The 20,140-nt window shown below is 57.2% G+C and carries 16 protein-coding genes; 9 read left to right on the forward strand and 7 right to left on the reverse strand.

Annotated features, from left to right (window positions below; all coding sequences use genetic code 11):
• Nucleotides 1-24: 24 nt before the first annotated feature.
• Nucleotides 25-1,398 carry an ATP-dependent RNA helicase DbpA gene (dbpA, locus tag C3406_RS08800; RefSeq protein ID WP_103822180.1) on the forward strand — a complete coding sequence of 458 codons (1,374 nt, stop codon included), beginning with the start codon at nucleotides 25-27 and terminating at the stop codon, nucleotides 1,396-1,398.
• Nucleotides 1,399-1,441: 43 nt separating this feature from the next.
• Here dbpA and ttcA read toward each other — a convergent pair whose 3' ends face one another.
• Complete coding sequence (gene ttcA / locus C3406_RS08805) at nucleotides 1,442-2,377, reverse strand: tRNA 2-thiocytidine(32) synthetase TtcA (RefSeq protein ID WP_103822179.1); 936 nt, start codon at nucleotides 2,375-2,377, stop codon at nucleotides 1,442-1,444.
• Nucleotides 2,378-2,624: 247 nt separating this feature from the next.
• Here ttcA and C3406_RS26465 point away from each other — a divergent pair, with 247 nt between their 5' ends.
• The 3 genes from C3406_RS26465 to C3406_RS08815 all read left to right on the forward strand — a co-directional run bounded on the left by C3406_RS26465 (nucleotide 2,625) and on the right by C3406_RS08815 (nucleotide 3,953).
• Entirely contained in the window at nucleotides 2,625-2,702 is a 78-nt protein-coding gene (locus C3406_RS26465) for a hypothetical protein (protein WP_225759512.1), read from the forward strand.
• Between the two features lie 239 nt (nucleotides 2,703-2,941).
• A complete protein-coding gene (locus tag C3406_RS08810) occupies nucleotides 2,942-3,448 on the forward strand; it encodes a hypothetical protein (RefSeq protein WP_103822178.1) in 507 nt (168 codons plus the stop codon).
• An 82-nt stretch (nucleotides 3,449-3,530) separates the two neighbouring features.
• A complete protein-coding gene (locus tag C3406_RS08815) occupies nucleotides 3,531-3,953 on the forward strand; it encodes a GFA family protein (RefSeq protein WP_103822177.1) in 423 nt (140 codons plus the stop codon).
• Nucleotides 3,954-4,131: 178 nt separating this feature from the next.
• On the opposite strand, the gene ompC is transcribed toward C3406_RS08815, so the two are convergent.
• Together ompC and nifJ are read right to left on the reverse strand one after the other, a co-directional pair.
• Complete coding sequence (ompC, locus tag C3406_RS08820; protein WP_103822176.1) at nucleotides 4,132-5,247, reverse strand: porin OmpC; 1,116 nt, start codon at nucleotides 5,245-5,247, stop codon at nucleotides 4,132-4,134.
• Nucleotides 5,248-5,647: 400 nt separating this feature from the next.
• On the reverse strand, nucleotides 5,648-9,172 hold the full coding sequence (gene nifJ, locus C3406_RS08825; protein WP_103822175.1) for a pyruvate:ferredoxin (flavodoxin) oxidoreductase: 3,525 nt from the start codon (nucleotides 9,170-9,172) through the stop codon (nucleotides 5,648-5,650).
• A 267-nt stretch (nucleotides 9,173-9,439) separates the two neighbouring features.
• Here nifJ and C3406_RS08830 point away from each other — a divergent pair, with 267 nt between their 5' ends.
• A complete protein-coding gene (locus tag C3406_RS08830; RefSeq protein WP_103179824.1) occupies nucleotides 9,440-9,706 on the forward strand; it encodes a putative hemolysin in 267 nt (88 codons plus the stop codon).
• On the opposite strand, the gene hslJ is transcribed toward C3406_RS08830, so the two are convergent.
• Nucleotides 9,707-10,120, reverse strand: coding sequence for a heat shock protein HslJ (gene hslJ, locus C3406_RS08835; protein ID WP_103822174.1), 414 nt, complete (start codon nucleotides 10,118-10,120; stop codon nucleotides 9,707-9,709). It lies immediately after the preceding gene.
• 497 nt (nucleotides 10,121-10,617) lie between these two features.
• The gene (locus tag C3406_RS08840) at nucleotides 10,618-11,607 is read right to left on the reverse strand and encodes a 2-hydroxyacid dehydrogenase (RefSeq protein ID WP_103822173.1); all 990 of its coding nucleotides are present in this window, start codon (nucleotides 11,605-11,607) and stop codon (nucleotides 10,618-10,620) included.
• A 209-nt stretch (nucleotides 11,608-11,816) separates the two neighbouring features.
• Between C3406_RS08840 and C3406_RS08845 the strand changes: the two genes are divergently transcribed.
• The 3 genes from C3406_RS08845 to C3406_RS08855 are packed head-to-tail and all read left to right on the forward strand — an operon-like array spanning nucleotide 11,817 to nucleotide 14,972.
• On the forward strand, nucleotides 11,817-14,456 hold the full coding sequence (locus C3406_RS08845; RefSeq protein ID WP_103822172.1) for a YdbH family protein: 2,640 nt from the start codon (nucleotides 11,817-11,819) through the stop codon (nucleotides 14,454-14,456).
• Nucleotides 14,453-14,644, forward strand: a complete 192-nt coding sequence (locus tag C3406_RS08850) for a YnbE family lipoprotein (protein WP_039028506.1) — start codon at nucleotides 14,453-14,455, stop codon at nucleotides 14,642-14,644. Before C3406_RS08845 ends, C3406_RS08850 begins: the two co-directional genes overlap by 4 nt.
• A 7-nt stretch (nucleotides 14,645-14,651) precedes the next feature.
• A complete protein-coding gene (locus C3406_RS08855) occupies nucleotides 14,652-14,972 on the forward strand; it encodes a YdbL family probable chaperone protein (RefSeq protein ID WP_103822171.1) in 321 nt (106 codons plus the stop codon).
• Here C3406_RS08855 and feaR read toward each other — a convergent pair whose 3' ends face one another.
• Nucleotides 14,973-15,881, reverse strand: a complete 909-nt coding sequence (feaR, locus tag C3406_RS08860; protein ID WP_103822170.1) for a transcriptional regulator FeaR — start codon at nucleotides 15,879-15,881, stop codon at nucleotides 14,973-14,975.
• 236 nt (nucleotides 15,882-16,117) lie between these two features.
• On the opposite strand from feaR, the gene C3406_RS08865 reads away from it, so the two are divergent.
• Nucleotides 16,118-17,617, forward strand: coding sequence for an aldehyde dehydrogenase family protein (locus C3406_RS08865; protein WP_103822169.1), 1,500 nt, complete (start codon nucleotides 16,118-16,120; stop codon nucleotides 17,615-17,617).
• 170 nt (nucleotides 17,618-17,787) lie between these two features.
• Here the strand turns inward: C3406_RS08865 and tynA are convergent, their stop codons facing one another.
• Nucleotides 17,788-20,055: a primary-amine oxidase gene (gene tynA, locus C3406_RS08870; RefSeq protein WP_103822168.1), complete on the reverse strand. Its 2,268-nt coding sequence runs from the start codon at nucleotides 20,053-20,055 to the stop codon at nucleotides 17,788-17,790.
• Nucleotides 20,056-20,140: the final 85 nt, after the last annotated feature.

A 20,140-nucleotide genomic window follows, 5' to 3' on the forward strand; every position in this document is an offset into this window, starting at 1 on the left:
GAGTCTTTTACCGCGAGAATAACTGTGACTGCTTTTTCAACGCTGAACGTACTGCCTGCCGCCCAACTCGATAACCTGAACGAGTTGGGTTATCTGGCCATGACCCCTGTACAAGCTGCCGCGCTGCCAGCGATCCTGGAAGGACGTGACGTCCGTGTGCAGGCCAAAACCGGCAGTGGTAAAACGGCTGCCTTCGGTCTTGGGCTGTTACAGCAGATTGATGCCACACTGTTTCAGACGCAGTCTCTGGTTCTTTGCCCGACGCGCGAGCTGGCGGATCAGGTTGCAGGAGAGTTACGTCGTCTGGCGCGTTTTCTGCCAAACACCAAAATTTTGACCCTCTGCGGCGGACAGCCCTTCGGCGCCCAGCGTGACTCTTTGCAGCATGCCCCGCATATCATCGTCGCTACGCCGGGCCGTTTGCTCGACCATCTGCAGAAAGGCACCGTCTCGCTTGAGGCGCTGCAAACTCTGGTGCTGGATGAAGCCGACCGGATGCTGGACATGGGCTTTAGCGACGCCATTGATGAAGTAACCCGCTTTGCGCCGCCAACGCGCCAGACGCTGCTCTTCTCCGCCACCTGGCCGGAGGCGATCGCCGCCATCAGCGGACGCGTGCAGCAAAACCCGCTCGCCATCGAAATCGACACCGTTGACGCGCTGCCCGCCATCGAACAGCAGTTCTTCGATACCACCCAGCGGGGCAAAATCCCGCTGCTGCAAAAACTGCTCAGCATCCACCAGCCTGCCTCCTGCGTGGTGTTCTGTAACACCAAAAAGGATTGCCAGGCGGTATGCGATGCGCTGGCCGAGGCCGGACAGAGCGCCCTGGCGCTGCATGGCGATCTGGAGCAGCGCGATCGTGACCAGACCCTGGTACGTTTTGCCAACGGTAGCGCCCGCGTGCTGGTCGCCACCGACGTCGCCGCCCGCGGCCTGGACATTAAATCCCTGGAGCTGGTGGTGAACTTTGAGCTGGCCTGGGATCCGGAGGTGCATGTTCACCGTATTGGCCGTACCGCGCGAGCCGGTAATAGCGGCCTGGCGATCAGCTTCTGCGCGCCAGAAGAGGCACAGCGCGCCAATATTCTGGCAGAGATGCTGCAAATCAAACTGAACTGGGTTGATGCCCCGGCAAACGTCACCATTACGCCGCTGGCGGCAGAGATGGCAACGCTCTGTATCGACGGCGGTAAAAAAGCCAAAATGCGTCCCGGCGATGTACTGGGGGCGCTGACCGGAGATATCGGCCTGGACGGAGCAGACATTGGTAAAATCGTGGTGCATCCGGCGCATGTGTATGTGGCGGTGCGTCAGTCTGTCGCGCAGAAAGCGTGGAAACAGCTGCAAAACGGCAAGATCAAAGGCAAAAGCTGCCGGGTTCGTCTGCTGAAATAAGCGGGCGGGAGCGTCTCAACACGCATGCTGAGACGCTTAAAAATCATTTCACTTCGATAACGTTCAGACGCATCTCATCGAGCTGGGTATCATCCTCTTCTGGCTGCCAGCCCGCCGGTTTCATCGGGATCTCTTCGCGGTCAAACGCCAGATCGCCGCCGTTTACCACTTCAGAACCGTGCTGAATTCCCTTGAAATCAAACAGGTTGATATCGCAAAGGTGCGAAGGCACCACATTCTGCATCGCGCTGAACATGGTTTCGATCCGGCCTGGATAGCGCTTATCCCAGTCACGCAGCATGTCGGCAATCACCTGACGCTGCAGGTTTGGCTGTGAGCCGCACAGGTTGCATGGAATGATCGGGAAGGCTTTGGCCTCGGCAAAACGTTCGATATCTTTTTCGCGGCAGTAGGCGAGCGGGCGGATCACAATGTGCTTCCCGTCGTCGCTCATCAGCTTCGGTGGCATACCCTTCATTTTGCCGCCGTAGAACATGTTCAGGAACAGCGTCTGTAAAATGTCATCGCGGTGGTGACCCAGGGCAATCTTGGTTGCACCCAGCTCGGTCGCGGTACGGTAAAGAATGCCGCGGCGCAGGCGGGAGCAGAGCGAGCAGGTGGTTTTCCCTTCCGGGATCTTCTCTTTAACGATGCCGTAGGTATTCTCTTCGACAATCTTGTACTCAACGCCCAGCTTCTCCAGATACTCCGGCAGGATATGCTCCGGGAAGCCCGGCTGCTTCTGATCCAGGTTGACGGCCACTAACGAGAAATTGACCGGCGCGCTTTGCTGAAGATTGCGCAAAATTTCGAGCAAGGTGTAGCTGTCTTTGCCGCCAGACAGGCAGACCATGATGCGGTCGCCTTCTTCAATCATGTTGTAATCGGCAATGGCTTCACCCACATTGCGGCGAAGACGCTTCTGAAGTTTGTTGAGATTATACTGTTCTTTCTTGGTAATATCTTGATTTTGCGACATTTAATAGTGGCTCAATTCGTTTGTGGCTAAAGCAGCTCAGGCGGCTCACCCATTAAGAAGGGGGGCAGCAGGTCAACATGAAAAAGTATGGCGTGTATGGTACGGATTACGGCGATGAATGTCAGCACGTTTTACAGCGCGTAATCACGCTGTTCCACAAGGTTGGGTTTTTTGCCGTTTGCCGCTTGGCTCTATTTTGATAATCAACGCTATAGTAGTAGTCCATCCACAACAACGGGAGGTACTCATGCAGTATGTTGAAAAAGATGACCCGCGCGAGGCGCCGGAATCAGGTGATAAAAAACCTCAACCCGTCAAAAAATAGCTGACCGTGAGTTGTACCCGCGCCACCAGTATTAACTGGTGGCTTTTTTTATCGCTTCTCCCCGCCACATACCTCCCCGACGTTGTCTCTGTGTAGCTCAGTAACTCGTACTGTATCTGTACCGCTCACTCACCATAAAGACGCATAGGCCATTAATAATTGACCCTGTACGATTGAGAAGTGGCAGGTAACAGAGACGATGGTGAGTAAAAACAGACTAATACGATGAGGTGATAACGATGGGCAAACAGTGGCAACTGATCGTGGGTATATTCATTTTGATCGCAGTGTCTTCATTCGCCCGGGCGAACACCACCGCAATGGGGCTGACGTTAGGCAAAACCACGCTACAGCAATTCATTAAAGCCTATCCCTCGTCCCTGCATGAAGGGCGCAGTAAGTGGAGCGACGGCGACATATTCTCTATTCCGAACCGGGAGCTGGGTCTGGAGGGAGTGAAAAACAACGCGGTGATCTTCAATAAGGGCGGCAAAATTACCGCGATTATGCTTGAGCTGGATAAGAGCCGTTTTGATGAAATCGAGAGTATGCTGGCGCATAAGTATGTGGTGGTGAAAAAACAGATCTCCTTCGCCGGTGATAAATACGCTAAATACCAGAATGATGAAGATTTAATCGAACTCGACGCCCCCTATTTATCATCCGTCATGAAGCTCACCTATTCAGAACAGATTTTTCAGGAGGCATATCTGAAAAAGAGCGCGGAGGAATATATCCGGCGCTGACGGGGAGCCTGGCGTACACTTAGCCAGTATGCGGCGTGCCGTCACGCCGCCTGTGAGACATGGTTAACGCAAGGAGCCTGTAATGGCGAATAGAGTTTCTGCTCAGTGTCACTGCGGCGCGGTCCGGTTCACCGTCGAGCTCTCAGACGGGTTCAACACCATCCGGCGCTGCAACTGCTCATACTGCCGGATGCGTGGGGCGATTGCGGTCTCCGCGCCATTATCTGGCATCACTATTATTCAGGGCGAGTCGCTGCTGACCGAGTACCGGTTCAACACCCAGACGGCGGCGCACTATTTCTGTTCGGTCTGTGGGATTTACACCTTCCACCAGCGGCGCTCAAATCCAAATCAGTATGGCGTCAACGTAGCCTGCATTGAAGGCGTCTCGCCGTTTGATTTCCCTGAAGTGTTGGTAATGGAGGGGCGGGTTCACCCTAACGATGGCGGAGGAGGCGTTGCCGGCGTGCTGAGCTATCGCGAAACGGGTACAGCAGAAAAGTAATCGCTGCCAGGTTCAGAAGGGCATACACAACTATTCTTGTCTCACTTGTCTGAGCGGTGCAACAAAGCAGGTAATGCCGCAATATCAGAATATTGGAACGCCAGACAGGAATAATAAAGAGGCTGGGAGTTTTGCCAATATAAATAGTTAGCCCGCGTCGTAACGCGGGCTAATTTCATCAGAACTGATAAACCAGACCTAATGCTACGATGTCATCGGTGCCGATGCCATTGTCTTTGTAGAACTGATCGTCTTCGTCCAACAGGTTAATTTTATAATCAACGTAGGTAGACATATTTTTGTTGAAGTAGTAAGTCGCACCCACTTCAGCATATTTAACCAGATCCTGATCGCCCTGACCGTTATCAAGATCTTTACCTTTTGACTGCAGATAAGAGACTACCGGACGCAGGCCAGAATCGAACTGGTACTGAGCGGTAACTTCAAAGTTCTGGGTTTTGTCGGCTACAGTGTTTGCTTTTTTACCGTCACCATAAGGCGTCATATTGCGGGTTTCAGAATACATTGCCGCCAGGTAGATGTTGTTGGCATCATATTTCAGGCCGGTAGTCCAGGCATCCGCTTTGTCGCCGTGCGCAGTGGTATTGCTAACCTGGTCGTTGGTACGGTCAGAAGAGGCGTAGGCCGCTGCTGCGCTGAATCCCATGCCGAAGTCGTAAGAGGTAGAGATACCGAAGCCGTCACCATTCTCATGACGCACGTCACGACCGTTGTTGGTGCCTTCGTTACCGTTACCGGCATCTTCGTTGTTGCCCTGGTACTGCAGGGCGAAGTCCAGACCTTCAACCATGCCGAAGAAATCGTTATTACGGTAGGTCGCCACGCCGTTCGCACGGCCGGTCATGAAGTTGTCGGCTTTGGAGTAGGAGTCGCCGCCGAACTCTGGCAGCATATCGGTCCAGCCTTCCACGTCGTACAGCACGCCGTAGTTACGGCCATAGTCAAATGAACCGTAATCACCGACTTTCAGACCGGCAAACGCCAGACGGGTCCAGGACTGATTTTCAGAGCCTTCGGTATTATTGGCCTGGATATTATATTCCCACTGGCCGTAGCCGGTGAGCATATCGTTAATCTGCGTTTCGCCTTTAAAGCCCAGACGGACATAGGTCTGGTCGCCGTCCGCACTGCTGTCGTCAGAGAAATAATGCAGGCCGTCCACTTTACCGTACAGATCTAATTTATTGCCGTCTTTATTATAAATCTCTGCTGCATTTGCTGCGCCAGCCATTAAAAGAGCTGGGATTATCAGAGCCAGTACTTTTCTTTGCATTGTGACTAATCCTTACGCTGTGTTTTTATTTGAATGTTTTTAACTTTCCGCTGAACTTCCTACGCTGGAAAGATGTCTCATGCTAAATCACTCTCTCTTTTAGCGATAAAACATAATTGTTACCAGGTAAGTAAAATCTAAAGGAATTACTGCCAGAGAAATGATGATAAATATGGTGAATGTATTTAATTAACCCATATAAAAGTAAAATTACTCTTTCTTCCCTAAAATCAGTACACTCGGCGGCGTTATATGCCTGTAGTTATTTTTCCGTTTATAGCATAAATAACTTTTTAATATTTAAACTGTTATTTATTACTGAACAGGAGCCGCCCGCCAGACACTTTCTGGCGGGCTTTTTTTATAGGTAAAGAAAAGCCCGGTCATGCCGGGCTTCGGGTTATTCGCTGGCCGACTTTTCGGCTTTCCCGGCAAGCTGCGCCAGGAAGTCATAGCGTTTTTGCAGATCGGCGGCGGCATCTTTCCACAGCTGCTCAGCCACCTCGGGCTGCTGAGCATTGAGGCGACGGAACCGCTGTTCCTGCATCAGCGTCTCTGCCAGCGCGTCTGACGGTGGGCGGGAGTCCAGCGCCAGCGGCAGTTTGCCCTCGTCGGCACGACGCGGATCAAAGCGGTAGAGCGGCCAGAAGCCGGTCGCGGTCAACTGGCGCATCTGATCGTGGCTCAGCGCCAGATCGTATCCGTGCTCTTCGCAAGGGCTGTAGGCGATAATCAGCGACGGGCCAGGGTAGGCTTCCGCCTCCTGGATCGCTTTCACCGTCTGGTTCAGCTGCGCCCCCAGCGAGATCTGCGCCACATAAACATGACCGTACATCATCATGCTGACGCCCAGGTCTTTACGCGCCTTGCGTTTGCCATGCTCGCCAAACTTGGTCACCGCCCCCAGAGGCGTCGCCTTCGACGCCTGGCCGCCGGTATTGGAGTAACACTGGGTATCCAGCACCAGTATGTTCACGTTTTCGGTCAGGCTGAGAACGTGATCGAGGCCGCCAAAACCAATGTCATAGGCCCAGCCGTCACCGCCAATCAGCCAGATCGATTTCTCGACCAGCGCATCGGCATCGGTTAACAGCTCTTCTGCACCTTCCACGCCCGCCAGCGCCTGACGCAGCTCGGCCACCTGCTGACGACGTACATCAGGCGTTGCCTCGCTGTGCAGGGCGCTGTTCAGCTCCGCCGGGATCGTATCGGCGAACTGTTCCAGCAGACGCATCACCCGCACGCGGTGTTGATCCACCGTCAGGCGGAACCCGAGGCCAAACTCGGCGTTATCTTCGAACAGCGAGTTCGCCCACGCCGGGCCGCGTCCATTGGCATCGGTGGTGTACGGCGTTGACGGCAGATTGCCGCCATAGATCGACGAACAACCGGTGGCGTTGGCGATCAGCATCCGGTCGCCATACAGCTGGGTCAGCAGCTTGATGTACGGCGTCTCGCCGCAGCCGGAACAGGCGCCGGAGTACTCGAAGAGCGGGGTGATCAGCTGTGAGGTACGAATATCGATGCGCTCAAGGCTGTTGCGATCGATCTCCGGCAGGTCGAGGAAGTAGTCGTAGTTCACTTTCTCCTCTTCCACATGCTCAAGGCGCGACATCATGTTGATGGCCTTGATTTCCGGGTTCTGCCTGTCTTTCGCCGGGCAGACCTCCACGCAGAGGTTACAGCCGGTGCAGTCTTCCGGGGCCACCTGCAGAACATATTTCTGGCCGCGCATATCGCGGGATTTTACATCCAGAGAGTGCAGGCTGGCCGGGGCAGCTTCCATGGCTTCAGGGGGCACCACTTTGGCGCGGATAGCGGAGTGCGGGCAGGCCGCCACGCAGTGGTTACACTGGGTGCACAGCTCCTCTTTCCAGATTGGGATCGCTTCAGCGATATTGCGTTTTTCCCAGCGGGTGGTTCCCATCGGCCAGGTACCGTCCGGCGGCAGGGCGGAGACGGGGAGAGCATCGCCCAGTCCGGCCAGCATCGCGGCGGTGACGGTTTTCACAAAGTCTGGTGCGGCGTCCGACACCACCGGCGGACGGTTCGGACTGTGGGCGTTGACCGGCTGCAATGGCACTTCCGCCAGCGACTCCCGCGCCAGCGCCAGCGCCTGCCAGTTGCGCTCCACCAGTTCCTGACCTTTACTGCTGTAGCTTTTGGCGATGGCCCCCTGCAGCTCCATCAGGGCGCTGTCGCCGGGCAGGATATGGGTCAGATGGAAAAAGGCCATCTGCATCACGGTGTTGATACGCGCCGCCAGGCCGCATTCGCGGGCGATTTTCGCCGCATTAACGATCCAGAATTTCGCTTTTTTCTGGTTCAGCACCGCCTGCACTTCCTGCGGCAGGCGCGCCCAGACCTCATCGGCGCTATACGGGGTATTGAGCAAGAAAATCCCGCCCGGCTTCAGGCGCTCGGCCATCTGGTATTTGTCGATAAACTGCAGCTGGTGGCAGCCGACGAAATCGGCCTGCGACACCAGATATGCCGAACGGATCGGCTGTTCGCTGACGCGCAGGTGGGATACCGTCAGCCCCCCCGCTTTTTTCGAGTCATAGACAAAATAGCCCTGGGCATACCACGGTGTGGAGTTACCGATGATCTTGATGTTGTTCTTGGTCGCCGACACGCTGCCGTCGCTGCCCAGACCGTAAAAGAGGGCTTCCAGCTTCGCGGTTGACGGCAGGGTATTTTCCGGTAACGACAGCGACAGATTGGTCACATCGTCATAGATACCAACGGTAAAGCGCGGCTTCGGCTTCGCGGCGCTCAGCTCGTTAAAGATGGCCAGCACGCAATCCGGGCCAAACTCTTTCGACGACAGCCCGTAGCGTCCGCCAATCACCCGCGGTAACGTCTCGCGCTCGCCGCCGTTAAAGGCTTCCGCCAGGGCGGTCATCACGTCCAGATAGAGCGGTTCGGCCTGCGCGCCGGGCTCTTTGGTGCGGTCCAGCACCGCCACAGATCGCGCGCTTTCCGGCAACACCGCCAGCAGATGTTTGGCCGAGAACGGACGGTAGAGACGCACCTTCAGCACGCCCACCTTTTCGCCCCGGCGCAGCAGTTCATCCACCACCTCTTCACAGGTGCCGATGGCAGAACCCATGATAACGATGACGCGTTCCGCCTGCGGGTGGCCGTAATATTCAAACGGCTTGTATTCGCGCCCGGTGGCGGCGGCGAAGTCGGCCATCGCCTGGTCCACATGGTCATACACCGCGTCATACCACGGGTTGGTCGCCTCGCGGGACTGGAAATAAGTATCGGGGTTAGCGGAGGTGCCGCGGATCACCGGATGCTCCGGATTCAGCGCCCGGGCGCGGTGGGCATCGATCTCCGCTTGCGGAAGGAGGGTGCGGATCGTCTCATCCGAGAGCGAGACAATTTTATTTATCTCGTGGGAGGTGCGGAAGCCGTCGAAGAAGTGGATAAAGGGCACGCGGCTTTTCAGCGTCGCCATATGTGATATCAGCGCCAGATCCTGCGCCTCCTGCACGCTGCCGGAGCAGAGCAGGGCGCAACCGGTCTGGCGAACGGCCATGACGTCGGAGTGATCGCCAAAAATCGACAGGGCATGGGTGGCGATAGTGCGCGCCGCGACATGCAGCACGAATGGCGTGAGTTGTCCCGCCAGTTTGTAGAGCGTCGGGATCATCAGCAGCAGACCCTGCGACGACGTAAACGAGGTGGAGAGCGCGCCGGTCTGCAGCGCGCCGTGAACGGTGGCAATCGCCCCGGCCTCCGACTGCATCTCAACCACGCGAGGGGTATCACCCCAGACGTTTTTCAGCCCGTTACCGGCCCAGGCATCGGCCTGTTCCGCCATGGTCGAGCTGGGTGTAATGGGGTAGATGGCGATCACTTCACTGGTGCGAAACGCGACGGACGCGACTGCGCCATTGCCGTCAATAGTTTGCATATGACACCCTTACATTGCGCAAAGAAAGAGGGGCCCGTAACGCATCGGCGGGTCCTGTAATTATCTTGTGAGTTTAGCAAAGGGGCGCTGAAACGATTTTCGCTTTTGTGTCCTGCTTATTGACGCTACCAATGGCTCGATCAAACTTTTGCGTAAAAATAGCGAACAAAACGTTTTACAACACGGAAAATCGTGGTTTCGCTCTCGACGGACGCGGACGGGGTGCCTATTATGCATAGGTTTTGCAATTCAACGAGGGGAGAGATTATGCGCGCAGCATTTTGGGTTGGGTGTGCCGCTTTGTTACTGTCGGCCTGCAGCAATGAACCTGTTCAGCAGGCAACCGCCGCGCACGTCGCGCCGGGGATGAAGGCGGCGATGTCCAGTTCGGGCCAGGCGAATTGCGCCATGATTGGCGGTTCGCTGTCCGTTGCGCGTCAGCTCGATGGCTCCGCCATCGGCATGTGTGCGCTGCCTAACGGCAAACGCTGCAGTGAACAGTCGCTTGCCGTGGGATCGTGCGGCAGTTACTGATTATTCTGCGCGTTTGAAGACCAGCGTCGTCTCGGCCGTCGCCAGGGTTAATACATCTTCCGTCAGATCCACTTCTGTGCCGCTGCGCAGCATCGTTCCGATGGCGTGATCCAGTTCATTGAGCTGGGGTTCGGTGCAGAGCTTACGCGTCATGGCGAGATCGTTGACCTTCAGCTCGCCATCGGAGAGCTTGCCCTGGCCGATGAAGCGGTTGCACATCACTCCTGAGACCGCCATTTTTTCGCCAAAGGTGATTTCCGGCGGCGTGGTGACCGGGGCGACGGCGTTGCCGTTGATGCTTTGCAGCACAAAGCGGTGCTGCTGGAGTTGTTCTTCCTGGACAGAGGCTTTCCCTGGGTTAACACAGCCTGTCAGCGCCATGCTGAGGAGTGTTACTGCGACGAGCGTTTTCATGTTTCTTCTCAATATATTCACTTCGTAAATAGCTATTGGATAGTGTATTGCGGGGGATGAGATTGTCTTGCGGGTTAATCTGAAATGTAGGGAGATGGGTTTGGGGTTGGGGCTTGGGGTTTGGGTTTTGTAGGCCCGTGCAAGCGTAGCGCCGCCGGGCAATGCACGGAATAACATGTTGCGGTGGAGGTGGTTCCGTTCACCTTGCGTTCGCTGCTTCTCTGTAAACCACGTCACCGGTGAACGTGTTAAGGGGGCTATCGCCGCCCCCTTAACAATCCCGGCTCCCGGCAAGAAAATCGCCGCTTCGCGGTCCCTTCGGCTTATTCCCTCCGGCTATCGGGTCGGGCGCGATCCTACATCCCTGTAGGTCACGCCCTCTCGGCGCATCCCTGCGCCTCGCCCCGGCCTGCGGTCAACGCCTCAGCGATTTTCAGCCGGACCAGGGAGCCGCTGTCAGATTTCTCTTTCCTTAAGCATCTTTATTGCTTTAAGAATTAAAAGAGCGCGTTGGGGCTCTTTTCGCCTTTCTCCAGCTGACTCAGGTTACCCAGCGTCGTCTCCGAAATACTGATCAGCGCCTCGGCGGTCAGGAACGCCTGGTGGCCGGTGAATAGCACGTTGTGGCAGGCGGAAAGGCGGCGGAAGACGTCATCCTGAATCACATCGTTGGATTTGTCTTCAAAGAAGAGGTCGCGTTCGTTCTCGTAGACGTCCATCCCCAGCGCGCCGATTTTTTGCGTTTTCAGGGCTTCGATGGCGGCCTGTGAGTCAATCAGCCCACCGCGACTGGTGTTGATAATCATCACGCCATCTTTCATTTGGTCGAAGGCGCTCTGGTTCAGCAGATGGTAGTTGTCAGCGGTTAACGGGCAGTGCAGGGAGATCACGTCGGACTCTGCGTACAAAGTTGACAGGTCGACATACTCCACCCCCAGATCCAGCGCGGCGGCGCTTGGGTACGGGTCAAACGCCAGCAGGCGCATACCAAATCCTTTCAGGATCCGCAGGGCCGCTACGCCAATTTTACCGGTACCGATCACCCCGGCGGTTTTGCCGTACATGGTAAACCCGGTCAGCCCTTCCAGGGAGAAGTTCGCATCACGGGTGCGTTGATAAGCACGGTGAATACGGCGGTTTAAGGACATCATCATGCCGATGGCGTGTTCAGCTACCGCTTCCGGGGAGTAGGCCGGAACGCGCACCACCTGCAGACCCAGCTCTTTTGCCGCATCCAGATCCACGTTATTGAAGCCTGCGCAGCGCAGGGCGATGTACTTCACACCCTGTTTTTTCAGCTCTTCCAGCACCGGACGACTGCCATCGTCGTTAACGAAAATACAGACCGCGTCACACCCGTGGGCGGTTTTGGCTGTTTTTTCGTTAAGCAGAAAGTCGAAAAATTCAAGTTCGAAGCCATACTCCTCGTTAACGTGCTGCAGATACTTTTTGTCGTATTGCTTTGTACTGTATACCGCGAGTTTCATAAGACTTTCTCCAGTGTGTTTTCAATTACGGTAGCATGATTAAAATAATCTTACAATTTATAAAATTTTATTGAATTCAATAAGTTCTATGGATAATTATGTAGCAACTATCCTTAAAAGTGGCGTTCGCTTCAACTGATCGGCTAAACATGCCACAATATTCGATACTGTCGGCTAATTTTTTCGCTAAATCAGGATATTAACTGCCCATGAGGGGTATATACAAAGCCGCGATCGCGCTACTGCTTCTGATCGTTCTTTTGCCGCTGACGCTACTACTGACGCTGGCGCAGTGGGTGCCTACGCTTGCCGGGATCTGGCTCCCCGCCGGGACCCGCATCGCCTTTGAAGAAAGCCCACGCCTGACCCGCAGCGCTCTGGTCATCCCCGATCTGCGCTATCTGGTGGAGGAGTGCGAAATCGCCCGCGTCAAAGACGCCACCCTCAGCCACCCAAGCCGCTGGAAAATCAACATCGGTGCGCTGGATCTCAACAGCGCCTGCCTGAGCAAAATCCCCGCCAGCGAGCCCACGCCCGCCGCGCCGCGCACCCTGGCCGAATGGCAAGCCCTGCTACCCAACACCTGGCTTAACATCGACCGACTGACGCTCTCCCCCTGGCAGGTGTGGGAGGGGAAATTAACCGCCTCGTTAACACCGACCCTGCAAGAAATTGTCTACCACGGGGATAAGTTTAGCCTGCGGGGAAAACTACGCGGGCGCTCGCTGACCGTAACCGACGTCACGCTTCACCTTCCTGATAATCCCCAGCCGGTAGAACTGGTCGGAGAATTTACCCTGCCGCTGGTGCCGGATGGCCTGCCGGTGCAGGGGCACACGGTGGCAACCTTTACCGTGCCGCAGATCTCAACCCTTGTGGATGCCGAGCTTGAGTGGCAGGACAATCAGGGCCAGCTGGTGATGATTGCCCGGGAGAGCGGCGAGCCGCTGCTGGATCTCCCCTGGCAGATCACCCCGGAACAGTTCACCATCAGCGACGGACGCTGGCGCTGGGTTCAGGCTGGTATTCCCCTGAGTGGACGTCTGGGGCTTAAGATCGACAACTGGCAGCAGGGCACAGAGAAGGCTATCGTCAGCGGGCGAATGAACGTGCTGACCCAGGGCGATGCCGGGAAGGGCAACGCGGTGCTCACCTTTGGCCCCGGTAAGCTCAGCATGGACGACAGCGCCATGCCAATGCAGCTCACCGGCATTGCCAAACAGAACGACCTGACGCTGTACGCGAAGCTGCCCGCCACGCTGACCGGCAGCCTTGCCGATCCCCGGCTGGCATTTGCGCCGGGGGCGCTGCTGCGCTCCCGGGGGCGGGTAATCGACTCCCTGAATATCGACGAGGTGCGCTGGCCGCTGGCTGGCGTGGTGCTGACCCTTAACGGCATCGACGGTCGCCTGCAGGCCATCTTACGCGCCCATGAACAGGAGATGGGGGATTTCACCCTGCACCTGGATGGCCGGGCGAGCAATTTCCTGCCGGACAACGGATTGTGGCAATGGCGCTACTGGGGCGAGGGCAACTTTACCCCGATGCAGGCTCGCTGGGACGTGGCGGGCAGGGGAGAGTGGCGCGACAGCGTGATTGAGCTGAGCGAGCTTTCCACCGGCTTCGATCAGCTGAAATATGGCACCCTGCATGCCAGCGCACCGCGCATGGTGCTTGAGCGCCCAATCCCCTGGCAGCGCGACCCTGCCGATCCGCACTTCAGCGGCGCGCTCTCCTTCGATGCCGGAGAGACCACTTTTACCGGTGGTAGCGTGTTACCCCCCTCAACGATCAAATTCAGCGTGGAAGGTCGCGATCCGACATTTTTCCAGTACAAAGGCACCCTTAATGCCAGAGCCATCGGCCCGGTGCAGCTGAACGGGCGCTGGGACGGGGAGCGTATGCGCGGCCAGGCCTGGTGGCCGAAGCAATCCCTGACCGTCTTTCAGCCGCTGATCCCACCGGACTGGAAGATGACCCTCAGAGAGGGGGAGCTTTATGCCCAGGTGGCTTATTCCGCAGCGGCGGATCAGGGCTTTGAGGCCGGGGGCCACGGGGTGCTGAAGAGCGGTAGCGTCTGGATGCCGGACAACAAAATCAACGGGGTCGACTTTGTCCTGCCGTTCCGCTTCAGCCAGGGCACCTGGTCATTAGGGACCCGCGGCCCGGTGACGTTGCGCATTGGCGAGGTGAAAAACCAGGTCACGGCCCGCAACATTACCGCCGATCTCCAGGGCGATTACCCCTGGAGCGAAGCCAATCCGCTGCTGCTGAGCGACGTCAGCGTGGATCTGTTGGGTGGCAAAGTGACCCTGCAGCAGCTGCGCATGCCCCAGCACGATGCGGCCCTGCTGCGGGTGCATAATCTCTCCGCCAGCGAGCTTATCAGCGCGATAAATCCCAAACAGTTTGCCCTGTCCGGTCCGTTCAGCGGGGCGCTGCCCTTGTGGCTGGACAACGACAAGTGGATCATCAAAGATGGCTGGCTGACCAATGCGGGTCCGATGACGTTGCGTCTCGATAAAGAGACTGCCGATGCGCTGGTGAAAGAGAATGGGGCGGCAGGCGGCGCGATTAACTGGCTTCGCTATATGGAAATTTCGCAGTCGTGGACGAAACTCAATTTAGATAACCTGGGTGAATTAACCCTGGCGTCGACCTTGCGTGGCGCCAGCCGCGTGGAGGGTCAGACACAGGCCGTCAACCTCAACTATACCCATCAGGAGAACGTGTTTACCCTCTGGCGCAGCCTGCGTTTTGGCGACAAGCTGCAGACGTGGCTGGAGGAGCACGCGGCACTACCGGATAACCGCTGTCCGACAGGCAAGGAATGTAAGGAACAACCATGAAAAAGCTGGCCGGTGGCTTCACCGCGATTGTGATACTGACGCTGACAGGCTGCACGCCGAGGATAGAAGTGGCGGCGTCGAAGGAGCCCATCACCATCAACATGAACGTCAAAATTGAACATGAAATCCACATCAAAGTGGATAAAGATGTGGAATCGCTGCTGAAATCGCGCAGCGATCTCTTCTGAGGCCGCCATGAGAAAATACTTCACGCTCATTCTGCTGACGCCGGGGCTCTGTGCGCCCGCGTTCGCCCTGACCCTCAACGAAGCCCGCACCGAGGGGCGCGTGGGGGAAACGCTGAGCGGGTATATCGCCCCGCGCAGCCAGGATCGCGAAACCCTGGCGTTGGTGGAGCAGATCAACAAGGCCCGCACCGAGAGTTATCAGCGGCTTGCCGACAGCAATAACCTTCCGGTCGATGAGGTGGCGAAAATGGCGGGGAGCAAACTGGTTGCCCGCGCCAGCCCCGGAGAGTATGTCCAGGGCGTTAATGGCAAATGGTTACAGAAGTGATTAGCGGTGGCGTTTGCGGTATTCGCCAGGGGAGATCCCAAAGCGCTGCTTAAACGCGGTGGAGAAGTGGCTATGGTCGGTAAAGCCCCAGCTGTAGCCAATGCCCGCCAGCTTTTCGTCGTCACGGGCGCCACGTAGCATCTGCGCGCAGAGATCCAGCCGACGGTTCTTGATGTACTGCGCCACCACCAGCCCTTTCTCGGCAAACATCCGGTACAGGCTTCGCACCGACATCCCACACTCCGCCGCAATCCACTCCGGTCGCAAATGTTCCGCCTGAATATGATCGTCGATGAGCGTCAGTACGTGGTTGAACTGGCGCGCCTTGCGCGGCTGAACGCTTTCCCGTTGCTGCAATACCGGTCGCAGCAGACAGACCATCGCCTCCAGCGCGGCTTCGCTCTCGGTTTCACTCAATCGCGGATTGTTCATGCTCTCCTGCAGCAGACGATAGCTAAGCTGGACGGTAGGCAGACTGTGGGAGAGTTTTTGTGCGCAGCTTACCTCCTGAAAACGAAAGTGCTGCTCAAGGATCTGGCGCGGCAGCAGCAATGAGATCTGCCGGGATTTTTCCGGCCAGTAGATCGAGCAGGGGCGGGAGGCGTCGATCAGCGTGATATCCCCCGCGTTGAGCATAATTTGCCGGTCGTCCTGCTCCAGTCCCGCTTCACCTTCCAGCTGAAAGACAGTGTAGAACCAGGCATCGTTGCTGGTCTTAATCTCCTGGCGGGTACGAAACAGGTTTACGCCGCCAGCGGTGACGGTGCTGAGCTTCAGGTTGCCGGTCCAGGTGGAGTCCAGCTCGCCGTAAAACTCGCCGCTCATGGGCCGGGCCGCAAAACTTCCGCAAGCCTGATTAATCTGCGCCAGCCACTGCTGATAATTGTCCGTTTCCTTTGCACTCGCCATCGTCTGACCTGCTACGTCGTGAATGTTTAAACATTGTTGCATTTATGTTTCTAATTACCCGTGACATGGGGCGAAATATAGGCAAGAACCTTGCGGTGGAACAGAGCGAAACGGCGTTATTGTCGCGTTTTGCGGAGCCTGTCACAGCCGACAAAGCGAATGTCACAGAGATAAAAGCGCACTGCGCAAACCCATCTTAGACTGCGATGACACCCTGCGAATAATAAGGAATCGCTATGTCTGATACACAGGTCGCAGTACTGCACAGCGTGCAGCAATTTCTGGATCGCCAACATGGCCTCTGGATCGAGGGACAACCGTCCGCCTCCGACAGCGAAAAGCGTCTGGATATCTTTAACCCGGCAACCGGGCAGGTGATTGCCTCGACCGCCGATGCCAGCGCGCAGGATGTCGACCGCGCGGTGATGTCAGGCTGGCGTGCCTTTGTCGCCCGCAGCTGGTCCGGCAAACTGCCGGCTGAGCGCGAACGTATTTTGCTGCGCTTCGCCGATCTGGTGGAGCAGCACACCGAGGAGCTGGCCCAGCTCGAAACTCTGGAGCAGGGTAAATCCATTAACATCTCCCGCGCCTTTGAAGTGGGCTGCACCCTGAACTGGATGCGCTACACCGCCGGGCTGACCACTAAAATCGCCGGTAAGACGCTGGATCTCTCTATTCCTATGCCGCAGGGAGCGCGCTACCAGGCGTGGACGCGCAAAGAGCCGATTGGTGTGGTGGCCGGGATTGTGCCGTGGAACTTCCCGCTGCTGATTGGCATGTGGAAAGTGATGCCCGCCCTGGCGGCCGGCTGCTCTATCGTGATCAAACCGTCCGAAACCACGCCCCTGACCCTGCTGCGCGTGGCGGAACTGGCAACCGAGGCCGGGGTCCCGGACGGCGTCTTTAACGTAGTAACCGGCAGCGGGGCGGTGTGTGGCGCTGCGCTCACCAACCATCCGCATATCGCCAAGGTGAGCTTTACCGGCTCGACCGCCACCGGGAAACAGATTGCGCGCGCCGCCGCCGATCGCCTGATGGGGGTAACGCTGGAGCTGGGCGGTAAAAACCCGGCGATTGTCCTGAAAGATGCCGATCCGGCATGGGTGATCGAAGGGCTGATGACCGGCAGTTTCCTCAACCAGGGCCAGGTGTGCGCCGCCAGCTCGCGTATTTACATTGAAGCGCCGCTGTTTGATACCGTGGTGAGCGGTTTTGAGCAGGCGGTGAAATCCCTCAGCGTCGGGCCGGGGATGTCCCAGGAGGCGCACATCAACCCGCTGGTTTCCCGCGCCCACTGCGACAAAGTGCAGACCTTCCTCGACGAAGCGCAGTCGCGCCAGGCGGAGCTAATCACCGGTAACCGCGGCCCGAACGATCAGGGTTACTACGTGTCACCGACGCTGGTGGTGAACCCGGACGCCAGCCTGCGCCTGACCCGCGAAGAGGTGTTTGGCCCGGTGGTCAACCTGGTGCGCGTTGCCGACGGCGAAGAGGCGCTACGCCTGGCGAACGATACCGAATATGGCCTGACCGCCAGCGTCTGGACGCAAAACATCAGTAAAGCGCTGGAGTACACCGACCGCCTGCAGGCGGGCACCGTGTGGGTGAACAGCCATACCCTGATCGACGCCAACCTGCCGTTTGGGGGGATGAAGCAGTCCGGCACAGGCCGTGATTTCGGCCCGGACTGGTTGGATGGCTGGTGTGAAACCAAATCGGTGTGCGTGCGCTACTGACGCCCGGCGGCGCTGCGCTTGCACGGGCCTACGGTCCCGTAGGTCGGGTAAGCGCAGCGTCACCCGACATCAAACCGCACGAACCCGTAGGTCGGGTAAGGCGTAGCCGCCACCCGACAACAAACCGCACAGACAATAAAAAGCCGGGCAAGATGCCCGGCTTTTTAACACTACTGCCCCTCTTTCTTCTTGCCTAAAGAGGGCGTCTCGTCGAAGAAGTTCCACGGTTTGAGCAGGGCATGCACCCACTCGGTTGGCATGATCGGCCACTCTTCGGCGCGGGCCACGTGGGTGGTACCGGTGGTGATCCACACCACGTTATCCTGGTTATTCAGCGACTCGTTATCCTTGCTGAACTGGCCCAGCCCCTGGTCATGGGAGGAGCGATTCGGGAATTTGCCCTCCGGGTACATCTCGTTTGGATGGTAGCGGGTCACCCACAGCTGTTTATCCATAAAGCTCAGGCGGTGATAGATCCACTCATCCGGGGCGAATTTCGCGCCGGTCGCCACCGGGTGCGTACCGCCCGCATAAGGGATGATCTGGTAAGAGATCGGGTTACCCATGCGGTTCTCTTTGCTGGTGTTGCTCAGCAGACGAATGGTGCCCGGGTCAAATTTCTGCGCCGCCTGCTGCTCGCTGTCGATGTTGTATTGATTAACCTGCATGGTACTGGTGCGCGGGCCGCCTGCGGTGTTCGGTTTTACCTCCGGATCCATCGCCACCAGGCTGTTGTTGGTGCCATCCACGTCCAGATCCAGGCGGAAGTTATAGATGTGCTGGTGGGTGGTGCCGACAATGTTGTGGTCAATCAGGGTGCCGTACTTCGTATCCTCTTTGGCGCTCGGGTCATGCATGGTTTTCGCCATCACCCCTTTCACCGCTTCGATACCGGTCGCCCCGGCATCAATGCCGATGGTGCCGTTTTCGTGGAAGATCCAGTCGAAGATGTAGTCATAGTTGCCCACGGTGCTGATCCAGCGTACCACCAGCTCGCGGCGTTCGGTGCTGACGTTCGGCTGATTCATCTCCTGGTGCTTATACTCCGGCCCGGCGTAGCGTTCAAAAATCGCCATCGCCCGCGGGATCTCCATTGGCTGACCGGTGTAATCCGGGATGGTCTGATTCAGCAGCACGGCGTTGGAGGGCACATCTTTACCGCGCACCAGCGGCGAGGTGAGGGTGCCCATGCCGTAGTCGCCGGAATCCAGATAGGCTTTGAAGTACCAGCCCACGTCCGGGTCGCCGTAAGGGACGATCATCCCGCCCAGCGATCCCTCGTACATCACCTGGCGTTTTTTGCCGTTGTCATTAAAGGTGACGGTGGAGATGATCGGCCCGACGCGGGAGTCGAGGCTCAGGTGGAAGTCCCAGTTCTGCCAGTGGATCATATTACCGGTAATGGTGTAGTTCTTGCCTTCCGGCTCCACAATCTCCAGCGGTTTGTGCACCACCGGTTCGCGGTCGCGGCCATCATAGGGGCGGGACTGCATCGGTACTGGCACGACGGCGCCTTCTTCAATTTTGACGATCTTCTTCTCGATCAGGTCGACCACCGCCACCAGGTTTTCAATCGGGTGAGCCCAGTAGTTGCCGTCGCCGGTATCCAGGTAGCTCACCACTTTCAGCAGGCGATCTTCCTGCTTCAGACCATCCTTACCGTCAAAGTAGCCGACCGTCAGCGGGGTGGTCATCACCTTTGCCGGGTCGTTGATGCCGCGTTTTTTCAGCGCCTCGGCATACTCCGGGCTGCCGGTGACGATCTTCTGCACCGACATAAAGTCATCCAGCAGCACCATGCCGTGGGCGTCTTTGATCGGCTCCCAGTGCAGGATTTTTTTGTCCTGCAGATCTACCAGCGCTTCAACGATAAATTTGCCGTCCAGCAGGGTGATATTGGCCTGACGCGGCGCATCCACCGCCGTGCCGTTCAGCACGAAATCCCACACTTTGGCTTTGTCCGGCTCGGCCAGCGCGATCTGCGTGAAGCGGGTATTCGGTTTAAAGTCCGGCGAGGCTTTCACAATCTCGACGGCCTCTTTGATCTCATCCGCGGAGAGGGCGTTCAGCGGGTGCGGGGTTTTCTCCACCTGGAAGGTCTGGTCAAGGCCGGACTGGAACACATCGTTAACAAAGGTATCGGCGATCCAGGCCTTATTGTCTTTCATCACCACCGGCGCCTGTAGGGTCAGCGGTTTGCCGTTGACCATAGCGGTCGTGGCGCCCGGCTTCACTTTGATGAAGGCCCCGTCTTTGCTGATGGTGAACATCTGGGCGTAGTCGTCCCATTTCACATCAGCGCCAAACTCGGTCAGGGTTTTATCCATTTCGACCATATGTGCTGCACCACCGTGCGCAAGCACCTGGCCGGAAAAGAGACAGGCAACGGCCAACGCCAGCGCCGTTTTACGTGGAGAAAAAATGGAGGAGCTTCCCATGATTAACCTCTGTTGTATGTGTTGTTATCCACTCGGGACCGCTGTTCTGCGCGCGGTTTATTCATTGCCAACATAGCAATAACGC

It is taken from the genome of Leclercia sp. LSNIH8 (assembly GCF_002920195.1).
Taxonomy (GTDB): domain Bacteria; phylum Pseudomonadota; class Gammaproteobacteria; order Enterobacterales; family Enterobacteriaceae; genus Enterobacter.

Bases quoted from the DNA above. Each gene is read 5' to 3' on its own strand.
- ttcA (WP_103822179.1), bottom strand. From the start codon at position 2,377: ATGTCGCAAAATCAAGATATTACCAAGAAAGAACAGTATAATCTCAAC.
- C3406_RS26465 (WP_225759512.1), top strand. From the start codon at position 2,625: ATGCAGTATGTTGAAAAAGATGACCCGCGCGAGGCGCCGGAATCAGGT.
- C3406_RS08810 (WP_103822178.1), top strand. From the start codon at position 2,942: ATGGGCAAACAGTGGCAACTGATCGTGGGTATATTCATTTTGATCGCA.
- C3406_RS08815 (WP_103822177.1), top strand. From the start codon at position 3,531: ATGGCGAATAGAGTTTCTGCTCAGTGTCACTGCGGCGCGGTCCGGTTC.
- ompC (WP_103822176.1), bottom strand. From the start codon at position 5,247: ATGCAAAGAAAAGTACTGGCTCTGATAATCCCAGCTCTTTTAATGGCT.
- nifJ (WP_103822175.1), bottom strand. From the start codon at position 9,172: ATGCAAACTATTGACGGCAATGGCGCAGTCGCGTCCGTCGCGTTTCGC.
- C3406_RS08830 (WP_103179824.1), top strand. From the start codon at position 9,440: ATGCGCGCAGCATTTTGGGTTGGGTGTGCCGCTTTGTTACTGTCGGCC.
- hslJ (WP_103822174.1), bottom strand. From the start codon at position 10,120: ATGAAAACGCTCGTCGCAGTAACACTCCTCAGCATGGCGCTGACAGGC.
- C3406_RS08840 (WP_103822173.1), bottom strand. From the start codon at position 11,607: ATGAAACTCGCGGTATACAGTACAAAGCAATACGACAAAAAGTATCTG.
- C3406_RS08845 (WP_103822172.1), top strand. From the start codon at position 11,817: ATGAGGGGTATATACAAAGCCGCGATCGCGCTACTGCTTCTGATCGTT.
- C3406_RS08850 (WP_039028506.1), top strand. From the start codon at position 14,453: ATGAAAAAGCTGGCCGGTGGCTTCACCGCGATTGTGATACTGACGCTG.
- C3406_RS08855 (WP_103822171.1), top strand. From the start codon at position 14,652: ATGAGAAAATACTTCACGCTCATTCTGCTGACGCCGGGGCTCTGTGCG.
- feaR (WP_103822170.1), bottom strand. From the start codon at position 15,881: ATGGCGAGTGCAAAGGAAACGGACAATTATCAGCAGTGGCTGGCGCAG.
- C3406_RS08865 (WP_103822169.1), top strand. From the start codon at position 16,118: ATGTCTGATACACAGGTCGCAGTACTGCACAGCGTGCAGCAATTTCTG.
- tynA (WP_103822168.1), bottom strand. From the start codon at position 20,055: ATGGGAAGCTCCTCCATTTTTTCTCCACGTAAAACGGCGCTGGCGTTG.